The 26,011-nt window shown below is 42.8% G+C and carries 21 protein-coding genes; 6 read left to right on the forward strand and 15 right to left on the reverse strand.

The window, feature by feature from the left end; all coding sequences use genetic code 11:
• Positions 1-54: 54 nt before the first annotated feature.
• Entirely contained in the window at positions 55-2,310 is a 2,256-nt protein-coding gene (locus GVT53_RS15560) for a TonB-dependent receptor (protein ID WP_166249413.1), read from the reverse strand.
• Positions 2,311-2,585: 275 nt separating this feature from the next.
• On the opposite strand from GVT53_RS15560, the gene GVT53_RS15565 reads away from it, so the two are divergent.
• Positions 2,586-5,024: a hybrid sensor histidine kinase/response regulator gene (locus GVT53_RS15565; protein WP_166249414.1), complete on the forward strand. Its 2,439-nt coding sequence runs from the start codon at positions 2,586-2,588 to the stop codon at positions 5,022-5,024.
• Here the strand turns inward: GVT53_RS15565 and GVT53_RS15570 are convergent.
• From GVT53_RS15570 to GVT53_RS15600, 7 genes are all read right to left on the reverse strand, one after another.
• Entirely contained in the window at positions 4,999-6,345 is a 1,347-nt protein-coding gene (locus tag GVT53_RS15570) for a sigma-54-dependent transcriptional regulator (protein ID WP_166249415.1), read from the reverse strand. The genes GVT53_RS15565 and GVT53_RS15570 overlap by 26 nt on opposite strands.
• Positions 6,346-6,479: 134 nt before the next feature.
• Positions 6,480-6,782: a hypothetical protein gene (locus GVT53_RS15575; protein ID WP_166249416.1), complete on the reverse strand. Its 303-nt coding sequence runs from the start codon at positions 6,780-6,782 to the stop codon at positions 6,480-6,482.
• 653 nt (positions 6,783-7,435) lie between these two features.
• Positions 7,436-8,974 (reverse strand): DUF4301 family protein, encoded by a 1,539-nt coding sequence (locus tag GVT53_RS15580; RefSeq protein WP_166249417.1) that lies wholly within the window; start codon positions 8,972-8,974, stop codon positions 7,436-7,438.
• Positions 8,955-9,536, reverse strand: a complete 582-nt coding sequence (locus GVT53_RS15585; RefSeq protein ID WP_166249418.1) for an AAA family ATPase — start codon at positions 9,534-9,536, stop codon at positions 8,955-8,957. The genes GVT53_RS15580 and GVT53_RS15585 overlap by 20 nt, the downstream gene beginning before the upstream one ends.
• The gene (gene pnuC, locus GVT53_RS15590) at positions 9,497-10,132 is read right to left on the reverse strand and encodes a nicotinamide riboside transporter PnuC (protein WP_166249419.1); all 636 of its coding nucleotides are present in this window, start codon (positions 10,130-10,132) and stop codon (positions 9,497-9,499) included. The genes GVT53_RS15585 and pnuC overlap by 40 nt, the downstream gene beginning before the upstream one ends.
• Complete coding sequence (locus tag GVT53_RS15595) at positions 10,116-10,376, reverse strand: YkoF family thiamine/hydroxymethylpyrimidine-binding protein (RefSeq protein ID WP_166249420.1); 261 nt, start codon at positions 10,374-10,376, stop codon at positions 10,116-10,118. Before GVT53_RS15595 ends, pnuC begins: the two co-directional genes overlap by 17 nt.
• Before the next feature lie 40 nt (positions 10,377-10,416).
• The gene (locus tag GVT53_RS15600; protein ID WP_166249421.1) at positions 10,417-11,058 is read right to left on the reverse strand and encodes a 4'-phosphopantetheinyl transferase family protein; all 642 of its coding nucleotides are present in this window, start codon (positions 11,056-11,058) and stop codon (positions 10,417-10,419) included.
• Between the two features lie 74 nt (positions 11,059-11,132).
• On the opposite strand from GVT53_RS15600, the gene ahcY reads away from it, so the two are divergent.
• A complete protein-coding gene (gene ahcY / locus GVT53_RS15605) occupies positions 11,133-12,449 on the forward strand; it encodes an adenosylhomocysteinase (RefSeq protein WP_166249422.1) in 1,317 nt (438 codons plus the stop codon).
• Positions 12,450-12,516: 67 nt separating this feature from the next.
• On the opposite strand, the gene GVT53_RS15610 is transcribed toward ahcY, so the two are convergent.
• Positions 12,517-13,095, reverse strand: coding sequence for a DUF3332 domain-containing protein (locus GVT53_RS15610; protein WP_166249423.1), 579 nt, complete (start codon positions 13,093-13,095; stop codon positions 12,517-12,519).
• A 160-nt stretch (positions 13,096-13,255) separates the two neighbouring features.
• Between GVT53_RS15610 and GVT53_RS15615 the strand changes: the two genes are divergently transcribed.
• Positions 13,256-14,368, forward strand: a complete 1,113-nt coding sequence (locus GVT53_RS15615) for a D-TA family PLP-dependent enzyme (RefSeq protein ID WP_166249424.1) — start codon at positions 13,256-13,258, stop codon at positions 14,366-14,368.
• A gap of 170 nt (positions 14,369-14,538) precedes the next feature.
• Here the strand turns inward: GVT53_RS15615 and GVT53_RS15620 are convergent, their stop codons facing one another.
• From GVT53_RS15620 to GVT53_RS15645, 6 genes are all read right to left on the reverse strand, one after another.
• Complete coding sequence (locus tag GVT53_RS15620; RefSeq protein ID WP_166249425.1) at positions 14,539-15,558, reverse strand: phytase; 1,020 nt, start codon at positions 15,556-15,558, stop codon at positions 14,539-14,541.
• 96 nt (positions 15,559-15,654) lie between these two features.
• Positions 15,655-18,558 carry a TonB-dependent receptor gene (locus tag GVT53_RS15625; protein WP_166249426.1) on the reverse strand — a complete coding sequence of 968 codons (2,904 nt, stop codon included), beginning with the start codon at positions 18,556-18,558 and terminating at the stop codon, positions 15,655-15,657.
• A gap of 171 nt (positions 18,559-18,729) precedes the next feature.
• The gene (locus GVT53_RS15630; RefSeq protein WP_166249427.1) at positions 18,730-20,319 is read right to left on the reverse strand and encodes a tetratricopeptide repeat protein; all 1,590 of its coding nucleotides are present in this window, start codon (positions 20,317-20,319) and stop codon (positions 18,730-18,732) included.
• 149 nt (positions 20,320-20,468) lie between these two features.
• Positions 20,469-20,729 carry a 50S ribosomal protein L27 gene (rpmA, locus tag GVT53_RS15635; protein WP_163624958.1) on the reverse strand — a complete coding sequence of 87 codons (261 nt, stop codon included), beginning with the start codon at positions 20,727-20,729 and terminating at the stop codon, positions 20,469-20,471.
• Between the two features lie 24 nt (positions 20,730-20,753).
• Complete coding sequence (rplU, locus tag GVT53_RS15640) at positions 20,754-21,293, reverse strand: 50S ribosomal protein L21 (protein WP_166249428.1); 540 nt, start codon at positions 21,291-21,293, stop codon at positions 20,754-20,756.
• A gap of 95 nt (positions 21,294-21,388) precedes the next feature.
• Positions 21,389-21,844 (reverse strand): DUF4199 domain-containing protein, encoded by a 456-nt coding sequence (locus GVT53_RS15645; protein ID WP_166249429.1) that lies wholly within the window; start codon positions 21,842-21,844, stop codon positions 21,389-21,391.
• A gap of 184 nt (positions 21,845-22,028) precedes the next feature.
• Here GVT53_RS15645 and GVT53_RS15650 point away from each other — a divergent pair, with 184 nt between their 5' ends.
• From GVT53_RS15650 to GVT53_RS15660, 3 genes are all read left to right on the forward strand, one after another.
• Positions 22,029-23,351, forward strand: coding sequence for a M16 family metallopeptidase (locus GVT53_RS15650; protein WP_166249430.1), 1,323 nt, complete (start codon positions 22,029-22,031; stop codon positions 23,349-23,351).
• Between the two features lies 1 nt (position 23,352).
• Complete coding sequence (locus GVT53_RS15655; RefSeq protein ID WP_166249431.1) at positions 23,353-25,425, forward strand: M16 family metallopeptidase; 2,073 nt, start codon at positions 23,353-23,355, stop codon at positions 25,423-25,425.
• Positions 25,426-25,575: 150 nt separating this feature from the next.
• On the forward strand, positions 25,576-26,010 hold the full coding sequence (locus tag GVT53_RS15660) for a hypothetical protein (RefSeq protein ID WP_166249432.1): 435 nt from the start codon (positions 25,576-25,578) through the stop codon (positions 26,008-26,010).
• The last annotated feature ends 1 nt before the right edge of the window (position 26,011 follow it).

Genomic DNA, 26,011 nt, shown 5'->3' on the forward strand with positions numbered 1-26,011 from the left:
ATTACATAAAGCAGTTCTCGATACAAAATCCTTTCTGGATTTTACTCGAACTGACTAAAAATTGAGTGTTGCCCCTAACAGAAAGTTGATTCCTGCCTGCGGGTAATAAAAGGCTTCTTCAACAGTGGTGATGGTTCCCGGATTGGAAAAGTCATCATCAAAAGTGTAAAAATATCCGTTGGAGACAATATCGGCATCGAAAATATTGTTCACCAAACCGGAAATTTCAATGCTCTTTATAAAAGAATCCATGTTGATGGTATACTGGATATTGAAATCAGTTTGGGTATAGCTGTCCAAAACCGAAGTCTCTGAATCTATGTTGCCCATATACTGTTTGCCCACAAATTTTGACAGCAACGAAACCTGAAAGTCAGTACTGGGCTGATAGGTAATAATATTGCCGGCAATCAATTTTGGAGAGAAGGCAATGTTCGTATTTCCCAAGTTTTGAAGTTCCCCATCCTGCTCAAAGAAATAATCAAGGTTCCTGTTATCGCTCAAAGCTATGTTCGGTCTCCATGTAAACGAATCGGAGAGGCTTACATTTGCATCAATTTCGAGTCCCAAACGGTAACTGTCACCGACGTTAGACCTCAACGGGGCTCCTACATCGTTCAATTCGCCCGTAAGTACCAATTGATCTTTGTATCGCATATAGTACACATTGGTGTTCAATTGGAAACTTGGCGAAACATACCTCCACCCCAGCTCAAAATCGTTGAGTTTCTCGGGTTTTGGGCTTCCGCTCTCGTAATCGTTACGGTTGGGCTCCCTATTGGCACGGGCATACGAGAAATAAAAATTATTGTTTTGGTTCAAATCGAAGGTAACCCCTGCCTTTGGATTGAAAAAATTGAAGGTATCGTCCACCAGACCCGTATCCTCCCCATTGGCCTGATAACTTACCGTACGATATTGCACATCGCCAAATAGGGACCACTGGTCCGTTAGTTCAAAATTGGCCTTGGTATAAGCATTAAAGTCCGTTTTGGTGGAATTATCGTCGTAATACCTATCCCGTATTTCACTGTCGCTGGCATATTCGGCCCAAATGATCTCGCCAAAGTGATCACCTTTGTACTCGTTATAGCCACCTCCCATGATGAGTTCGAGCTTGTCGCTATTATAGGTGGCGGAAAATACCGTTCCATAAAAATCGTTGTCCAACCAACGGCGGCGGATCAAATCGGTGTTCTCTACCAATTCACCATTCACGGTGATAGGCTCCAGACCATAGGTTACAAAATCGTCATCTTCCCTGTACTGTTCAAAAAAGCCCCGGCCTCTTGTATAGTGCACGGCCAAATGGGTCTCCCAAGCCGGGTTCCAAGTCTCGTACCAGTGCAACTGAAAGTGATCCTGCTTGTAGTTATCCACTTCATTTTCGTAGTATTGGGTGTCTCCGTTATCATCGGTATATTCCCCGGCCGAGTTGTAGGTACGGTTATCTTGATCTTGCAGCTGTTCTGCGGATATTCCGTTCCATGCTTGGTAGGTAACTTCATGTCCTCCAAAAAGCAGCGCTTTTACCAAGGTGTTATCATCCTTGTAGGTTCCCTGTAGAAAATAGCCTTCCAATTCGGATGCTGCCCTATCCACATAACCTTCAGAAGTTACCCTGGAAAGTCTCCCTGAAAATTCAAAGTGGTCGTTCATCAACCCTGTACTGAACTTTACGTTGTTCCGCAAGGTGTTAAAACTTCCGACAGATGATGAAATCCTGGCATACGCTTCATTGGAAAAAGCATCGGTAAGCATATTTAAACTTGCTCCGAAGGCCCCTGCTCCGTTGGTGGAAGTTCCCACGCCGCGCTGCAACTGCAAACTTTGGGTAGAGGTGGCAAAATCGGGCATGTTCACCCAGAAAGTACCGTGCGATTCCGCATCGTTGTACGGAATACCGTTAATGGTTACGTTGACCCGGGTCGCGTCGCTACCACGAACACGCATGCTCGTATAGCCTATACCTGCCCCAGCATCGGACGTAGTGACCACGGCAGGCATAAAATTCATCAGAATAGGGATGTCCTGCCCTAGGTTTCGAGGGGCCAGTTCCACTTTGTCCAGATCGGAAAAAGTAATCGGGAAATCCTTGGTGATCCTTACCGACTGAACAAGGACCTCATCCAGCACAACTTCTTTTCCCTCGAGACTATCGATAGGTTCTTCTTGGGCACTCATGCTAAATGCCAATCCTAAGCAGGCAGTGCCCGCAAATAAGGTTTTGATGCGATGTCCCTTGCTTTTTTGTGACGGTCGCAATGAGCCGGAACAGGCTCTTTTTTGAATAATTGAATAGAGTTTCATTCGTAAAAATGTTACGAATAAAAGGGGTCATTATTCTTTGTTAATAATTGATTGTTGTTTCCAAAAGAAACATAGAAATTCCAAGATGCGGCGAGCGCATTCCCTTGGCAGCATTACCCGCCCAGGTTCATTGGGTATAATCTCAGCCTTTTTATAAAGCACCCCTTTGAGATGCGGCAAATGTAAGATGCGTATATTGATTTTCATAAAAAACATCTTAAAAATTTAACTTTTGCTAACAACCGTGCACCCTAAGTACGAGCGTATATAAGAGTATGCACCCTAAATCCAAAAATAGGTTCACCCTAAAAATTGTATTGAGCTATGTTGCGCTGGGCATTCTTGCAACGCTGGCCGCATTCTTTATCTACAACGAGTTCAAAAGTTATACCTCTTCAAAAAACAAGGACGAGAGCAACGAAAAGCTACTAAAGACCAATAGGCTGCTCACACAGCTTTACGATGCCGAAAACCTATCCAAGCTGGCCCTTCAGACCAAAAAACCCAATGATTTAAAGTCCTACGCACAGAAAGTGGACTCGATTACCCAGTTCATAGATTCCCTAAAACCCTTGGTCCAAAAAAACTATAGCAACCAAAGTTCCAAATTGGACAGTGTACAAGAGTTGCTGAGCCAAAAGGTGTTCAACAACGCGGAATTGCGAAAACTTAAGGTAAGGAACGAAAACAACACTTCGTTGGATTCGGTTTTAAAGGCTTTTCACGATATGGAAGTGGGCATGGGCAGAATAACCCCCGAAACATTCGCCCCTAATTTTGAAAAATTGTCCCCGGAAGCCAAAGAGTCCATACGGAGGTCCGTGGCCATCCTCAACAAAAATATTCCCAATGCCGATGGGAACTCGGACGCAAACAATATTGATTCCATTTTAGAGGTCTCCAAATCCATTCTGAACAAGGCCATTGCAGAAACGGCCTCCGCCGAGCGGACCGTGCTTCAAAAAGAGCTTGAAATTTATCGCACGGACCTTGAGCTTTCCCAAAAAATGAGGGGGATCTTGTCGGATTTTGAACAGGAAATGGCACAGAACACTTATTTGGACACCCTACAACGGGAAGAGGCTTTGAAAAAGAGTACACGATTGGCAGGTGGGGCGGTAATCTTGGGGCTCATCATTGTAATCGTGTTTACTTTTATCATATCCAAGGATTATTGGAAAGTGCAAGAATATCGGGAACGGCTGGAAAGCGCCAAAAAATATTCGGAATCGCTTTTAAAAAGCAGGGAACAGCTCATATCGACCGTGAGCCACGACCTACGCACCCCTTTGAACACAATCGGTGGCTATTCCGACCTGATCGGACAAAGCGGATTGACCGACAAACAAACTGGCTACTTAAACAAAATACGATCGTCCTCCGACTATGTGGAAAAGCTGGTGAACGATTTGTTGGATTTTTCAAAATTGGAGGCTGGAAAAATCCAATTGGACAAAGTGCCTTTTGTTTTGTCACAATTAATTGAGGAAACTGCTATAAATTTTGAGGAAATGCAATCCAAAAGCAAGGTTTCGCTACAATTGGAAATTGCCGAGGATTTAAGAACGCCCATCATCAACGATCCTTTTAGAATACGGCAAATATTAACCAACCTTATTGGCAACGCCTTTAAATTTACCGATGAAGGCCGGGTCAAAGTTTCTGCTGCGGTGGTAGAGAAAAACAAGGGCACATGGGCTAGAATCGAGGTTGAGGATACGGGCATTGGAATACCTGCGGAAAAACAGGAAGATATTTTTCAAGAGTTTACCCAAGCGGGAACTTCCTCCCAAAAAAAGCGCGTAGGGTACGGTCTTGGTCTCACCATATCCAAAAAACTGACGGAACTGTTGGGAGGCTCTTTACGTTTGAAAAGTGAAGTGGACAAGGGAAGCACCTTTACAATTGAGCTTCCCATTGAGTTCTCCGATATTCAAATCGAAGAGGAAGCTCCAAAAATTCCAGTTTTAATGCAGGATGGCCTACATGTTTTGGTCATTGACGATGATGTAAATATGTTGAGCCTGATCGCCGAAGTATGCAAGACCCACAACATCAAAACAAATACGTTTACCTGTTTCAAAGATGTTGATCTTTCAAAAATAGCACAGTTCGATGTGGTACTGACGGACATCCAAATGCCCACCGTGGATGGCTTTACCGTTCTGGAAAACATGAAGAATATGGGCTACCCTAAACCCATAATAGCCATGACGGGGCAACAGATAGGGGATAAATCCGAATATTTGAGGATTGGTTTTACAGATGTGCTGCAAAAACCATTTAAGGCAGTTACCCTGTTGGAAGCGCTTCAAATTTCTGATGTTGTGCACGAACACAAAACAATTGTCCCGCCAGAATCCAAAATGTTCACTATTTCCAATATTTCTCCATTTTTAGACGATTTTCAATCAATAAAAGAGGTTTTGGAGGTGTTTTTGGAGAATTCGAATAAAAATACCGAGCTTTTGTTTTCTGCCATTGGCAATGAGGATTATACCGACATTAGGGCCACGTCCCATAAAATGCTGCCCATGTTCAGGCAATTGGAGGTGAGCGGTGCGATACAATTATTGGAGGTTTTGGAAACTATTTCCGATGATGTAAAAGGAGAAAAAGTATTTGAAATTTTATCCGAGCTTCGGACTGTGCTGAACAGTCTTGATTATGAGGTCAGAAACTATTTGGCTACACATCCAACTGGTACTGATTAATTTTATTGTACAGGGTCTTTCTGGTGATCTGTAACAATTTTGCCGCTTTGCTCTTGTTAAAGTTGGTTTGTTTTAAGGCATCCAGAATACGTTCCTTTTCAAAATCGCCCTTGGAAAAAACAAGCTCTTTATGATTACTGGCCCCATCCACTACCTCATCTGCCAAGGCAGTCGGGAGCATGGTTTCGGTATTGGAGAAAAGCACGGCCCTTTTGATCACATTTTTCATTTCCCTTAAATTTCCGGGCCAATCGTAATCCATCAAGATCCGTTTGGTCTCTTCAGAGAAATACAAGACATTCTTGTTCAATTCGGAATTGGACCTTGCCAGAAAATAATCCGCGAACAGGAGAATATCTTCCTTCCTGTCCCTTAACGATGGTACTTCTATGGAAAATTCATTGAGGCGGTGGTACAGATCCTCCCTAAAATCGCCTTCTTCCACCGCTTCGAGAAGGTTTTCGTTGGTGGCGGCGATGATTCGGATATCCACAAGTATTTCCTGGGTACTTCCCACACGTTTTATTTTACGTTCTTGAATGGCCCGCAGCAATTGCACTTGGTGTTCGTAGGATAGATTCCCCACCTCGTCCAAAAAGAGCGTACCTCCATTGGCAGCTTCAAAATGGCCTTTTTTATCATCTATGGCCCCCGTGAAACTACCTTTTACGTGACCAAAAAACTCGCTTGTGGCAATTTCCTTGGGTATGGCCCCACAATCTACCGCAATAAATGGCTTATCGCTTCTATTGCTTGCCCTATGTATGGAGTTTGCGGTCACCTCCTTGCCGGTACCGCTTTCCCCGGTAAGTAGAACGGACATGTTCGTGGGCGCCACCAACTCTATGTACTGTTGTAGTTTTTTTGACTTTTCTCCCTGTCCTTTTAAAAACCCAACGGGTTTCCTTTCCGCTATTGGTGCCTTTTTTGGAGTCTTGTCATCGATTTTGGCCTCGATTACATCTGTGTTCAAGGCTTCCTTGATCACTGCAAGTATTGCTTCGGGTGTAAACGGTTTGGAAATATAATCGAAAGCTCCTTTTTTAATGGCATTTACCGCAGTTTTGACCTCGGCATAACCGGTCATCAGGATCACCTGTGTTCTTGGAGAATCCCGTTTTACCTGTGGCAGCAATGTAACACCATTGCCCTTCGGCAGTCGTACATCGGACAGGATAATATCAAAAGTAGAGGAGGAAATAAGGTCTTCGGCCTCTTTGATGGAATAGCTTGTGGATACATCAAAACCGTTCTTTGCCAAAAACTTTTGAAGCATTTGGCAGAAGGCAGTATCGTCTTCAATGATTAGGATTTTGGGCATATATCAGTTAACTAATATACGGCCCATACTTTTTTATGGATGGCTTTGTTCTTATAAAATTATCACAAAAAAAAGGGCTGCACAATGCAACCCTTTTCTTAACCAAACTAACTACTGTGGGATGATATATCTAATTACATGTCAATCCAGTTCCCTTCAGCATCGGCATATACAGTTCCTGTAGTACCGTCTTCAAGGGTAAGTTCCAATTTGTACTGGTCTTGATCGTTTTTGTATGCTTTATCGATTGTAGCAGAAGGATAATTGGTTTCTACTGCACTTGATACGGCAGATGGAAGGTCAGATACGTTGATCTCTTCAAAATCACCTACTACGATCTCGATTGCACTGTTATTTTCTAGTTGTGGAGTTTCAACATTGGCAAATGCTGTGATTCCTACAAATGATAGTACTGTTGCTAAAGCTAAATTTTTCATGGTATTTTAATTTTATTGTTAAACTTGCTTATCTAACTGAAAACATAGTGCCAATTCAAAGTTTTCATCAAAAATCAACATAAATAACTGAATATGAAAACGTTATGTTTTTGTGCCGTTTTTGGATAATGTGTAAAACTGTGTAATACCGTAAACAAAGTGTGTAAAAATTATACAAAAAAGGCTGCCTAAGCAGCCTTCCCTATTTGCCAATATATGGTCACAAGGAAAAAAGACCATGGTACAGATTGGCAGAAATGGACAATACATGGATAGTGTTTATATAGCATCATCCTGCTTTTTGATATGTTTATCCCTATTTCTGTTCTTAATATATGATATCAGTATATACAGAGCCAGCCCCAACGATACCAGATTAAGGAACAAGATTATTTTGTAAAACATAATTTATATGCCGTTGCCCTCCGTTTTGAACATTTATGAAAAGAAAGCCGCACATAGTGCACGGCCTCCTTACCAAATCAACCAACCTAGTTAAGACAACCCGCAAGGATTATCAAAATTTAATCATGTCATCGAAAATAATTTCGAATCTACTTATTGGACACATCTTTTGATGACAGGTCACTTTTTTGAACAAAAAAAACCGCTACTTTTTAGGTAGCGGCCATAATTATTTGGTTCTTAGATTTCTACGGCTGATGGGTAGGCTTTAAAAGATCGTTCACAGTTTTTACAGGATTAAAGGTCACCAAAGGCACCTCCACGAAAATGGTGTTCCAAAAAGCCATGGCCCCGTTCCAAAGTCCGGGAAGCTCCAACGCCTTCAGCTCTTTCCCCTCTTTGGTCTTACCGGTGATAAAGCCTTGTTTGGTGTCCACAAAATCCAAAAGGTTGAACTTTTTCCCTTTATGGTCCCGAACGCCGCATACTAGGTCTACAGGGTTAAAATGGGTAGCGTTTTGTAGTATCGCTGCCTGATCTTTGTTCTCCATATCAATTTGGGCGGATTCAATGATCTGAAGGGATACGTTACCTTGGGAATCCTTTACCCAAAACGGACCGCCACCGGGTTCGCCCTCGTTCTTTACCATACCACATATTCTGATGGGACGGTTGATTTTATCCTTCAAAATCGTTTTTTGTTCATCAACCCCAAAATCATCATAATTTTTGGGCATACGGACATTAAGGTCTTTTTCCAAAAACAACTTGATTTCTTCTGCTTTTTCAATGGAAACATCGCCCTTTTCCAAAAGTTTGGCATAAGCGAACGCTTTGTCCTGAACTTTTTTAAGCACACCTGCCAACATTTTTTTACTGTTGGATACGGTCTCCAAGTCTTTATCGATGACCACATTATCTATATTCTTGATGAAGATAATGTCGGCATCCTGATCGTTCAGGTTTTCAATAAGAGCGCCATGCCCTCCTGGACGGAACAAAATGGACCCATCGTTATTTTTAAAGGGCTTGTTCTCCATATCCACCGCAATGGTGTCCGTGGAAGGTTTTTGGTTTGAGTAGGAAACTTGAAATTTAGTGTCCGTGTTTTCAGAGACCTTTGGTCCCACCGATGCCTCTTCCTTGGCGAACATCTCATCATGCTGTTCCGACACGGTAAAATGAAGATTTGCCCTGCCCTTGGTCTTGGCATAGAGCGCTGCCTCCTTTAAATGCTCCTCGAAAGGCGTGGCAGTCCCTTCCTTATATTTATGAAAAGGCAAAAGGCCTTTGGGATAAAATCCATAGTTTAGGCCACTCTCGCTCAACATTTCCTCTACAAAAAGGTAGGCTTCCTCATCTTTGTTGGACGCCTTACCCTTAATTCGGGACATGATCAGATCGTAAAAAGGAAAATCCGAAAGGTTTTCGGTAAACTTTTTGGCATCGTTATCTCCAGTACGTTCTATGTATTCGGATAGTGTTTCTTTTGACGGGTCATAACTGTCCAAAAAATTGAACATGGCCTTGAACATCCGTGATGCCGCACCCGAAGCGGGCACAAACTTTAAAAGTTCAAGCTCCGTTCTGGTATCCTCAAAATATTGAAGCAGGTCCAACTGTTCCTTTTCGGAGAACCGAAGTATCCCGTTGCCGACCACAGCTGCCTGTGATAGTTGTACAAAAGGGATGCCTTCTTTAAATGTTTGTATTTGATTTGCTACTTTTTCTTTTGAAATTCCTTTGGAATCCAGTTGTTCCAAGTCTTTAGGACTTAATTCTATCATGTTTTTGGAGAAGTTTATCAATGTGTTCGACTGCTGTGGAAAGCCTTGACGCTTTATCACCCCTTAAAATAACGAATTTCCTGTTATTTTTCTCCAAAGCTTCCTTGAAATACGCAAACATTCGTTCTCTTTCATCGGGTTTGTCCCGAAGATCGTCGGCGACCCAAGGTGTATCAATATAGGTCAAGAAATAAAGGTCGTACTTGTTTTTTAGGGCGTATTCTTCCAAAAGTGGGTCGCATGTACTGTTGTAATAGGCTTCCGAATACACTTTGGTCTCCAATAGATCAGTATCACAGATAAGTACATTATTGGCGCTTTTTGCCAATTGGTTCTCCAATTGCATCTGCCCATAGGCTATGGGCAACAAATCGTGTGGCGCACAGGTTTTCTGCTCCCTGTCCCATTTATCTTGAAGGTACTCCCTCGCATATTCGGGCACCCATTCCGTTTGGTAATGTTCGGCCAATTGTTTGGCAAGGGTAGTCTTACCTGTGGATTCAGGTCCAAATAGGACTACTTTTATGAGGTTTGAGGGCTGTTGCCCAAGTTTTTCTTCCATGCTAGATATCCCTGTACGGCTAGAACAGTAAAAATGAGGTATTGTAAAGAGAACATACCCCATCCTCTATAGGCATACAAAGGTACGGTAATTAAATCTCCCAATATCCAAAGGGTCCAGTTTTCCAGTTTTTTGTTGGCCATGTACCACATTGCCGTAAAGAAAATACCCGAGGTAAATATGTCCACGTAGTTGGTAGTCCCTATTTCTGCACCAAATGCCCTGTAAACACCGTAGGTGACCAACATGGTCAGTAGAAAAAAACCGATGCCCACCCATTTTTCTTTGGCATTCGTCCGGGTAATCTGGATCACGGGCTTTCTGTCATCCCTCCGTCTTGCCCAGTTCCACCATCCATAAATACTCATAATGGAATAGTAGAAATTCATCATCATGTCCCCAAAAAGATTATCGACAAAAAAGATATAGGTCGTAATAACAGTAGCTACCAGACCTGTAGGATATACCAGAATATCTTCTTTTTTGGCGTAGACAACGCTGGCAATCCCAAAGAAAAAAGCGGTGGCCTCCAAAATAATGAGTGAGAACTCACGGTCTTCGTAGGGACCAAGGAAGAAATCAAAAATGGGGCTCATACTCGCTTCTGTCGGATTTTGCCATTTTCATGGTCAGCACCACATGTTCCAAATTCTCAAAACTTTCCCTTATTTCGGAATTGAGCAATTCCATTACCGCGTCGTAATCACCAAAAATCTGGGTACTCATTGGATTCTCCAAAACGGTAAGTCCAGAATCGCGCAGCTTTTTTATAAATGCAATGACCGGAGCTTCAAAATCGTCCTGTAGCGGGGATAGAGTCAGTTCAACAGATATCTTCATGGGGCAAATAGTTTCGTGGCAAAACTACAAAAAGGAATCATTATCCGCCCATCATTTTAAGGGCATAAACACATGTAAATCCCTCGAACTCCAGAAATTCGATTTCGTAATGGGACTTTTTTCCGTTGTACAGTATCTCGGCAACGGTTCGGGTGTCCTCAAAAGAAAAATCGATAACATTGATGTGTCTTAAAAAACTGAGCCCCTGTTGCGCATAGATCTTGTAGAGCGATTCCTTTGCTCCCCAAACTATGGTGAGTTTGCGCACCAATGCCTCTGAATTGGCCAAAGTTTTATACTCTTGAATTGGGGTGAACTTATGGGCAATCTTCAAAATCTTGTCCCGTTGCATCTCAATATCTATACCTACCTCATCTGACTCACTGATAATTATTCCGGTAAAATTGCGCGAATGCGTAATGGATATAAACTTGCCATCCTTAAGATGAGGCTTCCCAAAATCATCATAATAGAGGTCCTGATCCATATAACCGGCCTCGGCCATAAGGTGTCGAATGCTTAAAAATGCCCTACGGTGCGCTTCGGATTTCATACCGTCCATCCTACTCTGACAATGGTCCGTAAGCTCCACATTCTTAGAAAGTTCACCCTCTGTCTCGGTCACTTTCCAGATATAGACCTTGGTGGTCGGAGAAACTGTTATTGTTTTGTAAAGAGGCATTAACTTAAGTTAAGTGAATTTGTATCTTTGTCGCACTATAAAAGCGAAGCTACAAAAGTAAATTTATATAAAGTATGAGCACAAAGACAATTCCGTATGTTCCTTATAAAGTGAAGGATATCTCTCTTGCCGATTGGGGAAGGAAAGAAATTGAGCTTGCCGAAGCAGAAATGCCAGGTCTTATGGCCTTGCGTGAAGAATACGGGAAACAACAACCGTTGAAAGGTGCCCGAATAGCAGGGTGTTTGCACATGACCATCCAGACCGCTGTTCTGATCGAAACCTTGGTCGCATTGGGAGCAGACGTTACTTGGAGTTCCTGTAACATTTTCTCCACACAAGACCATGCCGCCGCCGCAATCGCTGCCGCCGGTATTCCCGTGTATGCTTGGAAAGGTATGAACGAAAAGGAGTTTGATTGGTGTATTGAGCAAACCTTGTTTTTTGGCGAGGACAGAAAGCCGTTGAACATGATCTTGGACGATGGTGGCGACCTTACCAATATGGTTTTGGACCAATATCCAGAACTGGCCGGTGGAGTAATGGGATTGTCCGAAGAAACCACCACAGGGGTTCACCGCTTGTACGAAAGAATGAAAAAAGGAACGCTTCCGATGCCTGCCATCAACGTGAACGATTCCGTCACCAAATCCAAGTTCGATAACAAATACGGTTGTCGCGAAAGTGCCGTGGATGCCATCCGTAGAGCGACCGACACCATGTTGGCCGGAAAACGTGTGGTTGTTGCGGGTTATGGCGATGTTGGAAAAGGTACCGCCGCATCTTTCCGTGGCGCAGGTTCCATAGTTACCGTTACCGAAATCGACCCGATTTGTGCCCTACAGGCGTGTATGGACGGTTTTGAAGTGAAAAAACTGGAAACCGTTATATCCAATGCCGATATCGTTATCACCACAACCGGGAACAAGGATATTATCCGCGAGGAGCACTTCCGCGCCTTGAAGGACAAAGCCATTGTTTGCAATATTGGCCATTTTGACAATGAAATCGATATGGCTTGGTTAAACGGCACCTATGGTGATACCAAGAACGAAATAAAGCCTCAAGTGGACAAGTATACCATAGACGGCAAGGATGTAATCATCTTGGCAGAAGGTAGATTGGTAAACCTTGGTTGTGCCACTGGACACCCTAGTTTTGTGATGAGCAACTCGTTCACCAACCAGACCTTGGCGCAAATCGAGCTTTGGAACCACAACGACAAATATGCCAACGAAGTGTACATGCTTCCGAAGCATTTGGATGAAAAAGTGGCCAAGTTGCACTTATCACGTTTGGGCGCCGAGTTGACAGAACTTAACGAGGAGCAAGCGGAATATATCGGTGTAACCGTAGAAGGTCCTTTTAAACCTGAGTACTACAGATACTAAAACAGGAATGTATACAAAACAAAAAACCCATGGCAAAGCCATGGGTTTTTTATTGGTGAATATGTTGCTACTCGGCCAAAAGAGTTTCATTGTAATGGTACGTATCTTTCCCTTTTATTAGGGCCAAACCTTCTTCCCTAGTGCTCATAGGGTCAATTTTAACCTCTTCGCCGTTGGGCATGTAAACAATGTAAAAACCTTCTTCAAAGGAAGATAATTTAATGATTTCGCCATTTGGACGAACTGCATTCCAAGATTTTTCGTCAGGTTTGTAAACCAAATCGATTTTCTTGCCCTTTTTTGGACCTTCCACCACGGTCACTTGAATTCTGTTCTTGGTGGCGATCATTTCAAAAGTGTTGCCATCGTGCTCCACCATTTGGGTTTCGGACTCACCATCTTTCATGGCTATTGGGTTAGATCCGGACCAAAATTCGATTACGTTGAAGATAATGGCGTCCCCAAGAAAAAACAGACCATAAACAGGGACAATGTTCAATCCCCAAAAAATAAGATTATCCAAAAATTTACTGTCCGTTAGCCCTTGGTTCCAATCTTTCAAGTTATTGAAAGCTCTAAAGGATCCCAAACAGCTAGTGAAAAGTATGGAGCAGGCCAATAATGAAGAAATGATTGCTTTTTTCATAATAAATAAGTTTTATAGTTAATGGTATTCAAGGTACAAAAGATTTTTGTTGTGGTTTTTTTTGAATTCAATTTCAATCAACTGAATTGGGCTACGGACAAAAAAATACGGCAGCATCAATTCTTGATGCTTACCTTTATTGGTTCAAAAGAAGAATATTATGAATGCCCATTGGTTTGAAATAAAAAATATTGAAACGGTCGATTCCCCATCCATCGCACTTTACTCGGAACATCTTAAATTCAACATTAAAGAGATGATTTCCTTGGTGAATGGACAAACCGAAAGGTTGATGCCACATATAAAGACCAACAAAATGCCACGGGTAATGAAGCTTTTGCTGGAGTCGGGAATCTCAAGGTTCAAGGCTTCCACTATTTCCGAAGCGGAGATTGCCGCAGAGGCAGGCGCAAAGGCTGTCCTTATTGCCCATCAATTGGTAGGGCCCAAGATGGACCGTTTTTTACGTTTGACGGAACACTTTCCCGATACCGAATTTTCAACTTTAGTGGACAATGTGGACACTGCGGAGCTTTTGAACCAAAAAGCCAAGGAAAAGGAACTCACGGCCAATATTTATATTGACATCAACAATGGAATGGACCGGTCCGGAATCCAAATTGGTCCGGGGCTGGACGAGCTCATAAATTACTTGAAAATATGCAAGTCACTGAATTTTAAAGGACTACATGCTTACGATGGGCACCTAAGAGATCCCGATTTTGATGTTCGCAATCAAAAGATAGAACAAGGGGTAATGGATGTAGTGGTATATTTTGATGCGCTTAAAATAGATTATCCACAAGCTCAACTAGTTTGTGGGGGAACCCCGTCCTTTACATCACATTTGCTCCAAGAAAATAGAATAACGAGCCCGGGAACATGTGTGCTTTGGGATTGGGGGTACAGTGAAAAACTAACGGAGCAAAATTTTAAGTATGCTGCGCTACTGGTTACACGTATAATTTCCAAACCTACGGAAGGTATTATAACCGTGGATCTGGGCCATAAATCCGTTGCAGCGGAAAACCCGATTGACAAACGGGTAAAATTCCTGAATCTTGATGGCTACGAACTGCTTTCACAAAGTGAAGAGCATGGCGTAATCAAGGTAAAAGAATGGGACAAATACAAAGTTGGTGATGTCCTGTACGGCATTCCGTATCATATTTGTCCCAGTATCAATCTTCATGATGAAGTTTCGGTTATCGAGAACGGCAAAAAAATGGATACTTGGGAAATTGCCGCCCGAAAACGAAAGCTCAAATTTTAAATCGATAGTAGTCGATTTTGTTCTTTTAACTTGACAACCGTCAATTCGAGTGAAATTTTGTAAAAATTTTATATCGAGAATTAGGTTTTCAAGGAAAAATCCCGTTCTCGATACTCGTTTTTAACACTGAGTTACGAAAACGAGATTATTCAATCAGAATGTACCCAAAACTATTTCAGGTCCAGCGCTTTGTTCAAATCGTAGAAGTAAAAATTCTTTTCATCGTTCATGGCTGCGAAAAGGCCATTTGGGAACGTATCGTTCAATGGTACGGTGACCACATCACAACCATCGGTTTCCAAGGTTGATAGGTTTACTGCCTTTATAAAACTATTGTCCTTTCTGGAAAAAATATTGAATTGACCACGCTGTTGGTCCGACACAATAATGTAACCTTCTCCGTTGGCATATCTGGCAATGGCAATGCCCTCAATATCATCCAAAAACAGCTCACCTCCAAAACAGGCCAGCTCCTCGTTGCCCATGCTTGGTTCCGCGTAGTACTTTTTCACGCATTCACCTTCGTCGGAATAGTAGACGTAGCCCATTTCGTTGTCCACGGCGATGGCTTCGATTTCTTTACCGCCCGTAAAGCTACCGAATTTGCGCACCAAATTGGCGGAAACCCCTGTGCTGTCCGACTCAAATTTATATTGATATAGGTAAGAGCCGCTCGGCCCAATCTTTCTTCCTACAATGGCGTACACGGATGAATCTTTCAGGGATTTGTACAAACTGATGCCCATGGCCAAACGCTGTTCCACATCGGTTTCATCCTCGAACACCGGAAAACCACCACCATCAAGAGGCTTCATATCGGGTACGGAAAACAAGCGAATTTGTTGTTTCTCCCTTTCGGTGAAAGCGATAACATCAACAGCAACGGAATCGTTCAGTTGAAAGCCATATTCCAAATCCACATTATTGGGCCGTTGAATTCCGGTTATGGATTTTTCTTTGATGATTTTTCCGTCCAGATCAAAAGCATAAATACCACCTGTGGTCTCTTTATCGGTTCCGAACACAATACTTTTTGATGCATCGTCAGGATTGATCCAAATAGCGGGATCATCGGTATCGTTCGGGGTTTTTTCTGTAATTACGTCCGGTGCTATGGCCGGTAATTTGCTTCCTTGTTTACAGGAAACCATGGCAACAGCAGCTAAAACTGGAATAAATATTTTTCTCATATTAATTGTTAACGATTAGGAAATGCCAGTCCCAAGCGCCTACCCTTATTGGGCAGGCACTTGTTGTGACACCGTATATAAATATACTACCTGAAATTATTTTCTGAACAAATCGTACTTCAAACCGAAGGTGAACCGAATACTGTAAAATTCAGCTTGCTGCGTTCTTTCCTTCACACTTTGGAAATAGCGCAATGGCTGATTGGTGATGTTGTTGACATCGGTATAGATCCTCAAATTGCTCGTGATGGCGTAGCTGGCATTAAAATCCAAGAAGAACTGGGTATCGTAGTATCTATCTTCAAAAGCGTTGCCACCAATCTCATCAATATAGGAATCGGAGAAGTTGGCGGACAACCTTGCACTGAACCTTTTATCGGCGTAGCCCAACGATCCATTGAACATATTTGGGGAAGTGTTGGGCAAATCCAAATCGGTACGCTCGTCGCCATCCTCGTTACGGATGCCGTCCGCGCTTGATGACAAGTAGGTATAGTTCAAATAGATACTAAAATTTCTGGCAAAACCTGGTAAAAAGTCCAACTGTCTCTGGAAAGACACCTCGGCACCAAAAATAGAGGCGGAATCCCCGTTTAATGGCTGGAACACGTCATAACCTGTAGTTCCGGAACCGAATGAATCATCTTCCGCTTCGGTGATGTAGGTGTAGATAAAATCGTTTATTCTTTTGTAAAACAAGCCACCTGAAACAATTCCAACACTTTCAAAGTAGTGCTCAGCGTTCAAATCAAAGTTCATAGAGGTAGTCGGGTCCAGTTCTGGGTTACCCACGATGACTTCCTCATCTTCGTTCACAATTTCCGATCTCGGGATCAAATCCACATAATTGGGACGTGCCAAAGTGTTGGTCCAAGCAAAACGCATTATCGTATTATTGTCCAAGTTGTATTTAAAATGAATGCCGGGCAATACGTTGGTATATGAGTTCTCGTCCGAAACGCTCTCGACTTCAATACTTTCTTCGATTCCGGCATCTTCGTCTTCTTCAATGTAAACGACCCTGTTACCATCGGAATCCAATTTTGTGTGCTCCACCCTAACACCTGCAAGCACGCTCAACTTATCGGAAAGCTTTTGGTTGAACATCAGATAGGCCGCCAAAACGTTCTCTTTTACCTCAAAGTTTCCAGGAAGGAATTCGTCTGGCAATGCTTCTCCGTTGGTACTGTTCAAATCCAAAGAACCTAACCACTCTTCGCTTGCAAAAGTGCCTGCCTGATACTTTTCCCCGGCCAAGAAATCTGGGTCTGTATAACTCTTTACAGGGACCGATCCCAATGTCGGGTACAAATCTTCAAAATCATATTCGAAGAAATCATTGTTTCTCAATTTGGTCTTAAAACGACCTCTTGCCCCGAATTTGATACTACCTTCGCCCTTACCAAAAATATCGGCGGGCAATTCAAAATTTGCAAAAAAGTTGATATCCTCTTCTTCGGTGTATTGGTTTTCGTTGGTAATCTCATCAAACTCAAAATTGTCCAAATTATTAAAGTCGCTTGGGTCGGCAGCTGTCATGATCGGATACTTCGGGTCAAAGTTATCGTTGTTCACGATATACTCGGCGGCGTAGGCCGCATAACGCTCGTTCAAACGCTCTTCGGATGCTTTGGCATAGGCGCCCATCCAATCAAATTTTAGGTTTCCGAACAGGTGATCACCTCCCAAAGTGTAATTCTGCATACGTTGGTCCTCCAACCTACGGTTTTTGTTTCTACCACCCGCTATTCCACCTTTGGACTCGCGCACGGCCTCAATTGGGAATCGGGTCGGGACTCCATTGGTTATGGTAAAGTCACCTTCCTCTATATCCTCACCATCCAATATCTCTTGGGCAAATGCAAATCGGTTCTCGCGGTCGTCCCTCCAGTTATACATTGTTTTTAGGTAGATGTTGTTCGCGGCATTGATCTGGTAATCAAAATTGGCGGAAAAACTTCTTCTTACCCTTTGTACCAAGTAGGTACGCTGTTCGGTAACATTGGTATAGGGATTAACATCCATTTCTTCAAGAATAGGCTCTCCCTCTTCGTCCTCTGCCCCTGTATTGTATTCAAATTCGTTGTCCCACTCGGCTTCGATATTGTCGGAACCAAAGTCGTTATCGTTAATGGTTGCGGATAACATATAACCGAATTTTCCATCGTTGGTGCGGTCACCCACCAAAATGGACCCATTCCAAATCCGCTTGTCGGTGATAAAGTTAACTCCCGAGCCGGCAGTGGCAGATAGCCTAAAACCCTGTGGTGCCGTTCTGGTCACCAAGTTTACGGAACCGCCCAAAGCGTCTCCATCCATATCGGGGGTAACGGCTTTGTTTACTTCGATGGTCTGGATCATATCCGAAGGGATAAGGTCCATCTGAATATTTCTGTTATCCGATTCCGCGGAAGGGATTCTACTACCGTTCAGAGTAACGGAATTCAATTGTGGGGAGAGACCCCTTACAATAATGTTACGTGCCTCGCCTTGATCCACCTGCATGGTGATACCGGGAATACGCTTAACGGCATCGCCAATGTTGGCATCGGGGAATTTCCCGATTTGGTCGGTAGAGACCACGTTGGTGATGTTCATATTGTTCCTCTGGGTGTTCAATGCCTTGGATTGCCCACTAAGTCCGTAGGCACTCACTTGCACTTCGTCCAGTTCCATATTGGAGGAGGTAAGCACTATACTTACTGCAGCAGTTTCACCCGAGGTTACGCTTACTTGTTGCTCCACATCCGAATAGCCCATATAGGTTACCCGTAGAGTATAGTCTCCTTCCGGGATTCCGACCATAGTAAATTTTCCATCAAAATTGGAAATGGCTCCTTTTACCAAGGATTCGATATACACATTGGCGCCGGGAACATAGATACCATTCTCATCGGTAATCGTTCCCTGAATATTTCCGGTCTGTGCTTGGCCCATTGCCGTTCCGAGCACCAGAAATAGCGTTACAAAAATCAGTTTTTTAAGGTTCATCAGTTTCATTTTGGTTTACGTTAGAATGCTTTCCAAAACTATGTATATCAAACGGTTATGATTTGAACTAAAGGGAAACAAAAAGGAAACAAATGTGAAAATGGACAGATACAAGAGGGCAACAATTACAGTTTTTTTACATTGGGATAACCTTTTCTAAAAAAGAGGGGCGATAAGCTCTTAAAGTTCAATCATAAAGTTGACCAATTCTTCTTTTTGGTCGATGGGCAACTTTTTACGCAATCGGTACCTGGCTACACGAACACTATCCGGGGTCACCCGCAAAATGGATGCTATTTCCTTTGAGGAAAGGTTCAACCGCAACAACATGCCCAGTCGCAGTTCCGCCGGGGAAAGTGAATTCTCCGAAAGCACCGAAAGTTTTTTAATGAACTCTGGATGGATCTCCTTGAAAAAGGTCATAAACTCGTCCCACTCCTGTTCCTGTTTCAGGTTAAAATCAATTTCCTTGACCAATTCCTTTATTTTACTGGAAGTGTCCATGTGCTTTCGAGATACCATGTTCCGAAGTGTGTTGGACATATCGAGCAAGATCTTGTTTTTTTGTGACAGATGCAGACTGTAACGGGAGAGGGAAGCAGCCTTTAGCTGTACCTCGCGTTGTAGGTTTTTCTCCTCAATGGCTTTTTTGTCCAGCTCCGCTTTGAGCATCCGCTGCTTGTACTCCTGGATCTTTAACTTGGCCTTCCGCTTTCTCCCCATATAATAATAGAGGATGATGAAAATGACGGCTATGGCAAATAGTGCCACCCAAAGTAAGTTTTGATTGGCGGCGCTCACTTTGTTCTGCTCCTTCAGCAACTGGATTTCCGCTTCCTTTTTATTGGTCTCGTATATGGTCTGGAGCACGTTCAATTGGTCGTAGTTCTGCGCCTGCAACATTTCACTATTATACTTTTCGGCAAGAAGCAAGTGCTCGTGTGCCTTTTCGAAATTGCCCATAAGGGCATAATTTTTGGAAATGTCTTTATGGGCGCTCTCCAGTTCGTGTAGATCGTTCAAACCTTTGGCAAGATCCAAAGCTTTTGTGGTATACGCCAACCCTAGTTGATAATCTCCCCTTTTCCGGAATGAATCACCAAGGTTATTGAGCACATTGATTTCCTCGATCATGTTTTTCCCTTCAAAATAACCATAGGCCCTATCAAAGAATTGGTAAGCCCGATCGAACTGTTCCAAATCTTCATAAATACTGCCCATATTTTCGTTGGTGATGGCTACACCATAGTCGTCTCCCAATTTTTGAAAAAGCTCCAAACTTCGGGTTTGATCTTGAAGGGCTTCTTCGTATTCCGATTGTTTTTCGTGGCTCGCTCCCAGCAAACCAAGAGATATGGCCAAACCCTTATCATCGTTGAGTTGTTCCGATGCTTGTCTGGTTTCCTCAAAATATTGTTCGGCCAGTTCAAAATTGTTCAGTGAGAGGTATACCTTTCCAATATTATTGTTAAGTGTGATATATAACGGGTCCTTCAAATTGGACCCTAACTCCTGAAGTGCGGAATTATATTGTGCTATGGCTTCGGTATAGAGACCAAGGGTATGATAGTATTCACCAAGTTGAAGATAGACCTGGGCAACCTTCCTTTTGTTCTCCGGATGCTTTTTGGCAGCCTCCAATTGATTTTGAAGGGCGTGGTAGGTATCGTTGGCCTTGCCCTGGGTCAAGGGAACGGTTGTTTGTTGTCCCAAAACGCCTATGGGAATCAGGAAACTGAAGAAAAAAACAAAACCGAGGACCTTTATCATATGTGATTTTGGGAAAAAAGCAAAAGTTCAAGTACGCTTTTGATTCTCACTCCAACATCACCATTGGGTTAACAAACCATTAAAAATCAATGGCAATAAAAAAGCCCCGCTTTTGCGGGGCCTTCAGTATTCAATTTTATTATCGCTTGTTATGCTTCAAAAGGTTCGATGGAAACATAAGATTTACCACCTACTTTCTTTTCAAACTTAACTACACCATCTACCTTGGCATGCAAGGTATGGTCTTTTCCAGCGTATACGTTTTCGCCAGGGTTGTGCTTGGTACCACGTTGTCTTACAATAATGTTACCGGCAGTTGCTGCCTGACCACCAAAAATCTTGACACCTAAGCGTTTCGATTCTGATTCTCTACCGTTTTTTGAACTACCTACACCTTTCTTGTGAGCCATGATATATAAATTTTAGTTCTTTTCTTATTTGCTTAACGCTTCGATCAACTCGGCTTTCTTCATGGAAGAGTAACCGGTAATTTCCTTGGCTTTTGCCATATCCCTCAATTCAGCAACGGTTTTGGAACTCAAGTCCTCGGTTGCTTTTGGAGCTTCTTTCTTGGGTGCTTCTGCTTTTTTCTCAGCTTTTTTAGGTTCTGCCGCAGGTTTGGATTCCTCTTTTGCCTTGGCAGGAGCTGCTTTCTTCGCACCTTTTGTCAATATACCTTCAACAACGATCTCCGTCAAATATTGTCTGTGACCGTTCTTTTTCTGGTAACCTTTACGTCTTTTCTTTTTAAAGACGATTACCTTATCTCCTTTTAGGTGCTTTACAACTTTGGCCTCTACAGCCGCACCATCTATGACCGGGGCGCCAATGGTTACGTTGTCACCATCTTCCAAAAGAAGAACTTTGTCGAAAGTAACTTTGCTACCTTCATCTTCTTGCAAACGGTGAACGTACACTTTTTGGTCTTTTGCAACTTTAAATTGCTGCCCTGCCATCTCTACAATTGCGTACATAATGCGTTAATTAGATTAAAATTATTGCGCTTTATCAAAATTAGCGGGTGCAAATATACTGCTAAATCCTTAATCTACAAGTATTCCTCTTTTATTTAACCCATTATTTTTTTTGTGTTGTTGCTGGTCTTAAAAAGTTGCATAAACGAAAGCGTTAAAACCAAGGTTGTAGCAAACCCCATTATGGCGACGGTAAAAAATACGATTCCCTGAAAATTCCTGTAATCGTTGGACCAGGCCTCAGATAGTTTATCCAGAAATGCCCCGTCCAGCTCCGTAGCGTAAAAGGCAAAGAAAATGGTAAACAGCAAGGTGGCTATAAAGCCCGTGGTGATGCCTGCCGTAAACCCACTGCCGTAACTAAACCTTTTCCCCTGCTTTATTTTTGTGTACTTAATGGTTTCGTATATCCCAAAACCCGTGATCACACCATTGAACAAGCTGTAAAACACATTGGTGTGTTTTCCCATAAGGGCCAAGATTAAAAAATAGGCGATCAGCACAGCACTGGTTACTATTCCGAAGCGGATTGGAAGGGTTATATTTTTCATAGTATCGTTTTTGTATTCATTGTTTAATTTACTGAATGTTTGCGAATTATACTAAATTTTGAATCTAAAGACTTTTATAAATCCATTTGGGCGTAAGAAAAATATTCTATATTTAGCGTAACATCCATCGGCAAATCGATACCAACCTCATAGCAACATCAATTTTTAAATACTTACTATTAAAATGAAAAAACATTTGTTTACCGCATTTTACATGCTCTTCGCAGTAGCGACACTTTCCGCTCAAGAAGTGGTTTTTGAGGAGTATGATCTGGACAACGGGCTCCATGTGATCCTACATCAGGACAATGGCGCTCCAGTGGTGACCACATCGGTAATGTACCATGTGGGCTCCAAGGACGAAGACCCGGAAAAAACGGGTTTTGCCCACTTTTTTGAACATTTATTGTTCGAGGGCACCAAAAACATAGAAAGGGGCGAATGGGACCAAATCGTAGCCTCGAACGGGGGAAGGCACAATGCCAACACTTTTTTGGACCGCACCTATTATTATGAAGTTTTCCCTTCCAATAGTTTGGAAGTTGGCCTCTGGTTGGAGTCCGAACGCTTAATGCACCCGATTATTGGACAGGTCGGGGTGGACACGCAAAAAGAAGTGGTCCAAGAAGAAAGAAGGCTCAGAACGGACAATGCCCCCTATGGAGCATTTTTTGAACAAATCTTAAAAAATCTTTATACCGACCATCCATATCGTTGGGGCGTTATCGGTTCTTTGGACCATTTGGCCAGTGCCACCTTGGACGATTTTAAAAAATTCAACCAAACCTATTACGTGCCCAATAACGCCGTATTGGTCGTAGCGGGTGATTTTGAGACCGACAAGACCAAAAAAATGATCCAGGATTATTTTGGCCCAATCCCAAAAGGCGCCGAAATAAAAAGGCCCCATGTGCAGGAAAAGCCAATCACAAAAACCATTTTTGCCAAGTACCACGACCCCAACATTCAGATTCCCGCCATTCTTTTGGCTTACAGAACACCGGGCCAAGGACAACGGGATGCCTATGTCATCAATATGATTTCCACCTACCTAAGCGATGGCGAAAGTTCCAAACTTTACAAGAAATTGGTGGATGAGAAAAAAATGGCACTGCAAATACTTTCTGTCCCCATTGATGCAGAGGATTACAGTTCTTACATTGTTGGCGGGCTTCCCGTGGGCGACAATTCCATTCAGGACATCAAAAAAGAAATCGACGAAGAAATATTGAAGCTTCAAATGGAACTCATTTCCGAAAAGGATTACCAAAAACTTCAGAACAAGTTCGAAAACCAATTTGTAAACGCCAACAGCAGCGTGGAGGGCATTGCAAATTCCTTGGCAGAAAACTATATGCTAAAGGACGACACCAACCTCATCAATACAGAAATAGACATTTACCGCTCCATTACCCGCGAGGAGATCATGGAAGTGGCCAAAAAATATTTGAAGGTGAACCAACGCCTTGAGTTGGAATATTTACCAGAACAAAAAGACGCTAATTAAGATGAAAAAGTTTTTAGTTTTAACCGTGCTGTCCTTATGTATGACGGCCACATACGCACAAATTGACAGGAGTACGCCACCGGAACCAGGCCCAGCTCCAAAAATCAACCTAAAGGAGCCTGCCCGTTTTGACCTGAAAAACGGCTTAAAGGTGCTGGTTGTTGAAAACCACAAGTTGCCAAGGGTACGCATTCAACTGTCCATCGACAATCCACCCATTTTGGAAGGTGATAAAGCAGGTGTTTCCGCACTTACAGCAAGCATGTTGGGCAAAGGATCCAAAAATATCCCAAAAGACGAATTTTATGAAGAAGTGGATTTCTTGGGCGCCAACATTTATATAGGTCAGCAAAGTGCCTTTGCAAGTTCCTTATCCAAGTATTTTCCAAGGGTATTGGAATTAATGGCCGATGCCGCGCTCAACCCAAACTTTTTACAAGAAGAGTTTGAAAAGGAAAAGGAGAAAATCATAACAGGAATAAAATCGGAAGAAAAGGATGTTTCCGCTATTGCGGACAGGGTCCAAGCTGCTTTGGCCTATGGCAAAAACCATCCTTATGGCGAGTTTATGACCGAGGAGACGGTAAACAATGTCACTCTTGTAGATGTTGAGCAGTTCTATCGCTCCTATTTTGTGCCTGCAAATGCCTATTTGGTAGTAATCGGCGATGTTGAGTTCGAAACTGTTAAGGAACTGGTCACCAAGGCCTTTACGCCATGGACCAAGGCCGTACCACCGTCCCTCAGCTACTCGGACCCAAAAGACGTGCAGTACACCCAGATCAATTTTGTGGATGTGCCCAATGCCGTGCAATCCGAAGTGGCCGTTGAAAACATTACCAACCTAAAAATGAAGGACGAAGATTATCTGGATGCCCTTTTGGCAAACAGGATCTTGGGCGGCGGCGGACAGGCGCGTTTGTTCAAAAACTTGAGGGAGGATAAAGGGTACACCTATGGTTCTTACTCCGGTATACGGGCAAACAAATACAGCCCAATGCGTTTTAATGCATACGCCCAGGTCAGAAATGCAGTTACCGACAGTTCGGTGGTCGAGATTTTAAAAGAAATAGATAAAATGACATCCGAACCGGTGTCCGATGAAGAATTGGCAAATGCCAAGGCCAAATATGCAGGTAGTTTTGTGATGGCTTTGGAAAAACCTGAAACAGTTGCAGAATATGCGTTGAACATAGAAACGGAGGATCTACCAAAGGATTTTTACGAAACCTATTTGGAGCGATTGGATGCCATAACCAAAGAAGATGTTCTCAAGGCAGCAAAAAAACACTTTTCAACTACAAATGCGCGTGTAGTGGTCACCGGAAAAGGTACAGACGTGCTGGAAAATTTGGAAAAGGTGAATTTTAACGGAAAAGCTGTTCCCGTCCTTTATTATGACAAGTATGCCACCAAAACGGACAAACCAGAGTATGGTGCCGAAATTCCCGAAGGAATCGATGCCAAAACCGTTTTAGAGAATTACATTGAGGCCATAGGCGGAAAATCCAAATTGGAAGGTGTGGACTCCTATTCCATGATGGCAGAGGCCGAAATGCAAGGAATGAAATTGGAGCTTGAAATGAAAAAAACAACCCAGGACCAATTCATGCAGAACATAAAAGTGCAGGGCAACTCCATGCAAAAACAGGTTTTGGACGGCGATTCCGGTTACATGGTGGTGCAGGGTCAGCGCAAGGATCTTTCCGCTGAGGAAATCGAAAAAATCAAAGAAGAATCCGCGGCCTTTCCAGAACTGAACTATTTGGCCGCCGGGGACGTTACCTTGGAAGGAGTAGAGCAAGTTGATGGCAAGAAGGCCTATAAATTGAAGATAAGCGATGGAAAAACTGCCTTCTATGATATGGAAACAGGACTTAAGGTGCAGGAAATCGTTACCCAGGAAGTACAAGGTCAACAAATGACAAGCACTATTGGCTACGGGGATTATCAGGAAGTTTCCGGTATCATGTTCCCATTTAAGTTGATGCAGAGCATGGGGCCACAAAACATGGAGTTTATTGTTAAGGAAGTCAAGGTGAACGAAGGCGTCGACGCCTCAGATTTTAAGTAAATAAATTACATTCCAATCATTTAAAGGCGCTCATTTTGGGCGCCTTTTTTATTTATGCCCACACTCAATAATCATCGGTTAACACTTATTACATATTTATTATATGATGATATACCACATATCATTATTTTTGTTATCAAATAAAAGAACATGAGATCAGTATTTTCCTTCCTAATATGCGCCGTCTTGCTTTCAAACCTTTCTTGCAAGCAAGAGAACAAGACCACAGAAGAGCAAACCCAAATGAAAGAGGTTATGGCCATCCACGACGAGGTGATGCCGAAAATGAGTACGATTGGAAAATTGGTGGGAGAACTAAAGCCAAAAGTGGATACTACCGAAATAGGGCAGCAATATGAAGTGGCCATGAAGGACCTTCAAGATGCGAATATGGCCATGATGGATTGGATGAAAGATTTTGGAGACCGTTTCGACCACGAAGAGATTTTGAACGGCAAGGAACTATCCGAAGAAAAACAAGCATGGTTGGATGAAGAGGAAGAAAAGGTAAAAGTGGTCAAGGAAAAAATCAATGGCAGTATAGAGCGTGCCCAAGCACTGCTGGCCAAGGATACGGTTCAATAGC

Origin of the sequence: Flagellimonas oceani, assembly GCF_011068285.1 — a bacterium.
In the GTDB taxonomy this organism is placed as follows: domain Bacteria; phylum Bacteroidota; class Bacteroidia; order Flavobacteriales; family Flavobacteriaceae; genus Flagellimonas; species Flagellimonas oceani.

Excerpts from the sequence above, each read along its gene's own strand:
- GVT53_RS15600 (WP_166249421.1), bottom strand. The coding sequence starts at position 11,058 with ATGCCTCTTTACAAAACAATAACAGTTTCTCCGACCACCAAGGTCTAT.
- GVT53_RS15645 (WP_166249429.1), bottom strand. The coding sequence starts at position 21,844 with ATGAAAAATATAACCCTTCCAATCCGCTTCGGAATAGTAACCAGTGCT.
- GVT53_RS15585 (WP_166249418.1), bottom strand. The coding sequence starts at position 9,536 with ATGGAAGAAAAACTTGGGCAACAGCCCTCAAACCTCATAAAAGTAGTC.
- GVT53_RS15570 (WP_166249415.1), bottom strand. The coding sequence starts at position 6,345 with ATGCCCAAAATCCTAATCATTGAAGACGATACTGCCTTCTGCCAAATG.
- GVT53_RS15575 (WP_166249416.1), bottom strand. The coding sequence starts at position 6,782 with ATGAAAAATTTAGCTTTAGCAACAGTACTATCATTTGTAGGAATCACA.
- GVT53_RS15565 (WP_166249414.1), top strand. The coding sequence starts at position 2,586 with ATGCACCCTAAATCCAAAAATAGGTTCACCCTAAAAATTGTATTGAGC.
- GVT53_RS15655 (WP_166249431.1), top strand. The coding sequence starts at position 23,353 with ATGAAAAAGTTTTTAGTTTTAACCGTGCTGTCCTTATGTATGACGGCC.
- pnuC (WP_166249419.1), bottom strand. The coding sequence starts at position 10,132 with ATGAGCCCCATTTTTGATTTCTTCCTTGGTCCCTACGAAGACCGTGAG.
- GVT53_RS15620 (WP_166249425.1), bottom strand. The coding sequence starts at position 15,558 with ATGAGAAAAATATTTATTCCAGTTTTAGCTGCTGTTGCCATGGTTTCC.
- GVT53_RS15630 (WP_166249427.1), bottom strand. The coding sequence starts at position 20,319 with ATGATAAAGGTCCTCGGTTTTGTTTTTTTCTTCAGTTTCCTGATTCCC.
- GVT53_RS15650 (WP_166249430.1), top strand. The coding sequence starts at position 22,029 with ATGAAAAAACATTTGTTTACCGCATTTTACATGCTCTTCGCAGTAGCG.
- GVT53_RS15595 (WP_166249420.1), bottom strand. The coding sequence starts at position 10,376 with ATGAAGATATCTGTTGAACTGACTCTATCCCCGCTACAGGACGATTTT.
- GVT53_RS15610 (WP_166249423.1), bottom strand. The coding sequence starts at position 13,095 with ATGAAAAAAGCAATCATTTCTTCATTATTGGCCTGCTCCATACTTTTC.
- GVT53_RS15560 (WP_166249413.1), bottom strand. The coding sequence starts at position 2,310 with ATGAAACTCTATTCAATTATTCAAAAAAGAGCCTGTTCCGGCTCATTG.
- GVT53_RS15660 (WP_166249432.1), top strand. The coding sequence starts at position 25,576 with ATGAGATCAGTATTTTCCTTCCTAATATGCGCCGTCTTGCTTTCAAAC.
- GVT53_RS15625 (WP_166249426.1), bottom strand. The coding sequence starts at position 18,558 with ATGAAACTGATGAACCTTAAAAAACTGATTTTTGTAACGCTATTTCTG.
- ahcY (WP_166249422.1), top strand. The coding sequence starts at position 11,133 with ATGAGCACAAAGACAATTCCGTATGTTCCTTATAAAGTGAAGGATATC.
- GVT53_RS15580 (WP_166249417.1), bottom strand. The coding sequence starts at position 8,974 with ATGATAGAATTAAGTCCTAAAGACTTGGAACAACTGGATTCCAAAGGA.
- GVT53_RS15615 (WP_166249424.1), top strand. The coding sequence starts at position 13,256 with ATGAATGCCCATTGGTTTGAAATAAAAAATATTGAAACGGTCGATTCC.
- rplU (WP_166249428.1), bottom strand. The coding sequence starts at position 21,293 with ATGTACGCAATTGTAGAGATGGCAGGGCAGCAATTTAAAGTTGCAAAA.
- rpmA (WP_163624958.1), bottom strand. The coding sequence starts at position 20,729 with ATGGCTCACAAGAAAGGTGTAGGTAGTTCAAAAAACGGTAGAGAATCA.